Source organism: Paracoccus sp. (in: a-proteobacteria) (assembly GCF_035556475.1).
GTDB lineage: Bacteria > Pseudomonadota > Alphaproteobacteria > Rhodobacterales > Rhodobacteraceae > Paracoccus.
Genome location: NZ_DATMFA010000015.1, coordinates 1 through 4,203, shown reverse-complemented (window position 1 = coordinate 4,203; position 4,203 = coordinate 1). Strand labels below are relative to the sequence as shown.

Sequence of the window (4,203 nt, the reverse complement as noted above, 5' to 3'; positions counted from 1 at the left end):
CCAGTTCCGCCAGCGGCGCGGCGGGCGCCGCCCTGCCCCGCACCTGCTTCGATGCCAGCACCTCGACCGCGCGGTTCATGCCGATGGTGAAGACCTCGTCCACATCGGGAAGGTTCGCATATTTCGACCCATGCTTCACATAGGGACCATAGCGCCCGATCCCGGCCTCGACCGCGACACCATCCTCGGGATGCGGCCCGATCTCGCGCGGCAGCGCCAGCAGCGCCAGCGCCCGTTCCAGATCGACCGCGGCGATGTCCCAACCCTTGGGGATCGAGGCACGGGGCGGCTTCGGCACCTCGGCCGTCGCCTCGCCACGCTGGACATAGGGGCCGAAGCGGCCGTTCTTCAGGCTGATCTCGTCGCCATTATCGGTGCCCAGCACCGCATCGCCCACGACCTCGCCCTCGGGGCTGCTGATCGGCCGGGTATAGCGGCATTCGGGATAGTTCGAGCAGCCGACAAAGGCCCCGCCCGAGCGCGCGGTCTTCAGGTGAAGCCGGCCCTTGTGGCAAAGCGGACATTCCCGCGGATCGCCGCCATCGGCGCGGGGCGGATAAAGATGCGGGGCCAGCGCCTCGTCGATCGCATCCAGCACCTCGCCGATGCGCAGCTCGGAGGTTCCCTCCAGCGCGGCGGTGAAATCCTTCCAGAAGCGGCGCAACACCTCGCGATAGGCGCGCTCGCCCGAGGAGATGTCGTCCAGCTCCCCCTCGAGGCTCGAGGTGAAGTCATAGCTCACATAGCGCGGGAAATATTTCAGCAGGAAGATCGTGACCAGCCGCCCCTTGTCCTCGGGGATCAGGCGGTTCTGCTCCTTGCGGACATAGTCGCGGTCCTGGATCGTCGTCACGATCGAGGCATAGGTCGAGGGCCGGCCGATCCCCAGCTCCTCCATGCGCTTGACCAGCGTGGCCTCGGTATAGCGCGGCGGGGCCTGGGTGAAATGCTGCTCGGGGGTGATGCCGCGCTTGTCGGCCTTCTCACCCTCCTTGATCAGCGGCAGGCGGCGGCTGTCCTCGTCTTCCTCGTCGTCGCGGCCCTGGTCATAGACCTTCAGGAAACCGTCGAACATCATCACCTGCCCGGTCGCCCGCAGGCCCACCTGCGCGTCATCCGAGGCGATCTCGACGGTCGTGCGCTCCATCCGCGCCGATTCCATCTGGGAAGCAATCGTGCGCTTCCAGATCAGGTCATACAGCGCCTTCTGGTCCTTGTCCGCGACCGGCAGCTTGTCGGGCGACATGAACATGTCCGTCGGACGGATACATTCATGCGCCTCCTGCGCGTTCTTGGCCTTGTTCTTGTACATGCGCGGGCTCTTCGGCAGGTATTCCTCGCCGAACCGCTTCTTGATCGCATCCCGCGCCGACATCACGGCCTCGGGGGCCATGTCGATGCCGTCGGTCCGCATATAGGTGATATGCCCCGCCTCATAGAGGCGCTGCGCCGCCGACATGCAGGCCCGCGCGCCAAGGCCCAGCTTGCGGCTCGCCTCCTGCTGCAGGGTCGAGGTCATGAAGGGCGGCCAGGGGTTGCGGCTCGCGGGCTTCGCGGACACGCTCGCGACCTTCAGGTCGCGCGCCGCAATGGCCGAAACCGCCAGCATCGCATCCTTCTCGGTCGCAAGGTCGAAGCGTTCCAGCTTCTTGCCGCCATAGACGGTCAGCGCCGCATCGAACTGGTCACCACGCGGCGTCGCAAGCTTGGCATGAACCGACCAGTATTCGCGGGCTTTGAAGGCTTCGATCTCCATCTCGCGATCGACGATCACGCGCAGCGCAACCGACTGCACGCGTCCGGCCGATTTCGCGCCGGGCAGCTTGCGCCACAGGACCGGAGACAGGTTGAAACCGACCAGATAGTCCAGCGCACGGCGCGCCAGATAGGCGTCGACCAGTGGCTGGTCGATCTGGCGCGGATGGGCCATCGCTTCAGAGACGGCATTCTTGGTGATCGCGTTGAAGGTCACGCGGCTCACTTCCGAGCCCTTCTTCAGCGCCGGCGCCAGGGCCTCCAGCAGGTGCCAGGAAATCGCCTCGCCCTCGCGATCAGGGTCGGTCGCGAGGATCAGGTTCGGGTCGCTCGCCAGCGCATCCTTGATCGCCTTGATATGCTTCTTCGAATCCGAGGCGATTTCCCATTTCATCGCGAAATCCGCATCGGGATCGACGCTGCCATCCTTCGGCGGCAGGTCGCGGACATGGCCGAACGAGGCCAGAACCGTATAGTCGTCACCAAGATACTTGTTGATCGTCTTGGCCTTGGCCGGAGATTCGACGACGACGACAGGCATGGAAAATCCTTCGAGATGATTCGGGTCGCGAAAATGGGCATAGCCCGGCGCACTGTCAACGCCGGGCCTTCACCGTTTCGAAAATACCCCACGGGGGTTCGGGGGTGTGAAACCCCCGGCAGCAGGCTCAGACGCCGTCGCCGACAAAGGCCTTTTCGACCACGAATTGCTTCGGATCGCTGTTCGCGCCCTCGTTCAGCCCGAAGCCTTCCAGCACCGCCTTGACGTCGACGTTGAAGGCTAGGCTGCCGCAGACCATGGCGCGGTCATTCGCCACATCCATCGGCGGAAGGCCCAGATCCTCGAACACCTTCCCGGAGGTCAGGTTGTCGGTGATCCGCCCCATGAAGGGGCTCTCCTCGCGCGTGGTGGTCGGATAATACAGCAGGCGCTTGGCAAAATCCTCGCCATAGATCTCGCCCAGCAGCGGGTCATGCTTCAGGTTCTCGACCAGCTGGCGGCCATAGTTCAGCTCCTCGGCGGTGCGGCAGGTATGCATCATGATGACCTGCTCGTAACGCTCATAGGTCTCGGGATCGCGCATCAGCGAGGCGAAGGGCGCGAGGCCGGTCCCGGTGGCCAGGAACCACATGCGTTTGCCGGGCAGAAGCGCGTCCAGCACCAGCGTCCCCACCGGTTTCGGACGCAGGATGATCTCGTCGCCCGGCTGGATCAGCTGCAGTTTCGAGGTCAGCGGCCCGTCCGGCACCTTGATCGAATAGAATTCCAGCTCCTCGTCCCAATTCGGCGAGGCAATGGAATAGGCGCGCAGGATAGGCTTGCCGTTCTCCCCCGGCAGGCCGATCATCACGAACTCGCCCGAGCGGAAGCGCAGGCTCGCCGGCCGCGTCACGCGGAACGAGAACAGGCTGTCGGACCAATGCGTCACCGTGGTCACGGTCTGCGCATCGGGAAGCGTCTTTGCGGGTTTTACGGCGGCGTCGGCCACGGAGAGATCCAGTGTCATGTCAGGGTCCCGGTCTATCTAGTTCAGGATGGGGCCGGGGGGAACCCGGGCCCGGTCAGCCGGCAAGGCGCGAACGGTGATCCCATTGCTGCCAGTCGGCGCGGTAAAGCCATTGCTCCTGCGGCTGGCGTCCTGCGAGCGCGGCGGTGATCTGCACCTCGTCGAAACCGACGCGGCGCGCCATGGCATATTGGTCCGAGATCAGCCCGCCAACGGCGCGAAGCCGCCCCTTGTAGCCCTTTTCGCGCAGGATGCGCGCCAGCGAAAAGCCGCGCCCGTCGCTGAACGAGGGGAACTCGATGGCAAGCAGATCGTGCCCCAGATAGTCGCCCAGCGTCGCCGGATCAAGATCGGGGGCCAGCACGACCGGCTCCGCCCCGTCATGGGGATGGAAGCCGTCATCGCGGACAAGGAAGAAATCGCTCATGAACCTGCTCCTGCGCGGACCATCTTGCCGCCGATGAAATGGATGCCGCATTCGGTCTTCTGGCTGCCGCGCCAGCGTCCGGCGCGGGGATCCTCGCCCGGCCGCGTGGGCGAGGTGCAGGGCGCGCAGCCGATCGAGGCGAAGCCCTTCGCAACCAGCGGGTGGCGCGGCAGGTTGTTCTCGGCCAGATAGTCCTGCACGTCCTCGACCCGCCAATGGGCCAGCGGATTGATCCGCAGCCGCGCGGGCGGCTCGGCCTCGAAGAACTCGAGCTGCTTTCTCTCGCCGCCCTGAAAACGCTTGCGCCCGGTGATCCAGGCATCGAATTGCGCAAGCTCCCGCTCCAGCGGAACGGTCTTTCTCAGGTCGCAGCAGGAATCGGTGCTGAACTGGTGCAGCGTGCCGTCGGGATCGTTCAGCGCGACCTCACGCTCGGTCGCCCGGACCACGCGCACATCGGTCAGCTTCAGCTTCTCGGTGACCTCGAGCTGATAGTCGAGGGTCTCCTGAAAC

4 protein-coding genes are annotated in these 4,203 nt (G+C 65.1%); all 4 read right to left on the bottom strand.

Annotated elements, in window-relative coordinates; all coding sequences use genetic code 11:
- The coding region (topA, locus tag VNQ78_RS01890) for a type I DNA topoisomerase (RefSeq protein ID WP_325686000.1) at positions 1-2,296 on the bottom strand (2,296 nt) is incomplete at its 3' end.
- A gap of 127 nt (positions 2,297-2,423) precedes the next feature.
- Positions 2,424-3,263 carry a ferredoxin--NADP reductase gene (locus VNQ78_RS01885; RefSeq protein ID WP_325685998.1) on the bottom strand — a complete coding sequence of 280 codons (840 nt, stop codon included), beginning with the start codon at positions 3,261-3,263 and terminating at the stop codon, positions 2,424-2,426.
- 55 nt (positions 3,264-3,318) lie between these two features.
- On the bottom strand, positions 3,319-3,690 hold the full coding sequence (locus tag VNQ78_RS01880; RefSeq protein ID WP_325685997.1) for a DUF934 domain-containing protein: 372 nt from the start codon (positions 3,688-3,690) through the stop codon (positions 3,319-3,321).
- Positions 3,687-4,203, bottom strand: a 517-nt coding sequence (locus tag VNQ78_RS01875) for a phosphoadenylyl-sulfate reductase (RefSeq protein ID WP_325685995.1), incomplete at its 5' end; no start/stop codon positions are given. The genes VNQ78_RS01880 and VNQ78_RS01875, both read right to left, overlap by 4 nt.

What these genes read in the sequence shown, in the direction of transcription:
- VNQ78_RS01885 (WP_325685998.1), bottom strand. Translation starts at nt 3,263, where the DNA reads ATGACACTGGATCTCTCCGTGGCCGACGCCGCCGTAAAACCCGCAAAG.
- VNQ78_RS01880 (WP_325685997.1), bottom strand. Translation starts at nt 3,690, where the DNA reads ATGAGCGATTTCTTCCTTGTCCGCGATGACGGCTTCCATCCCCATGAC.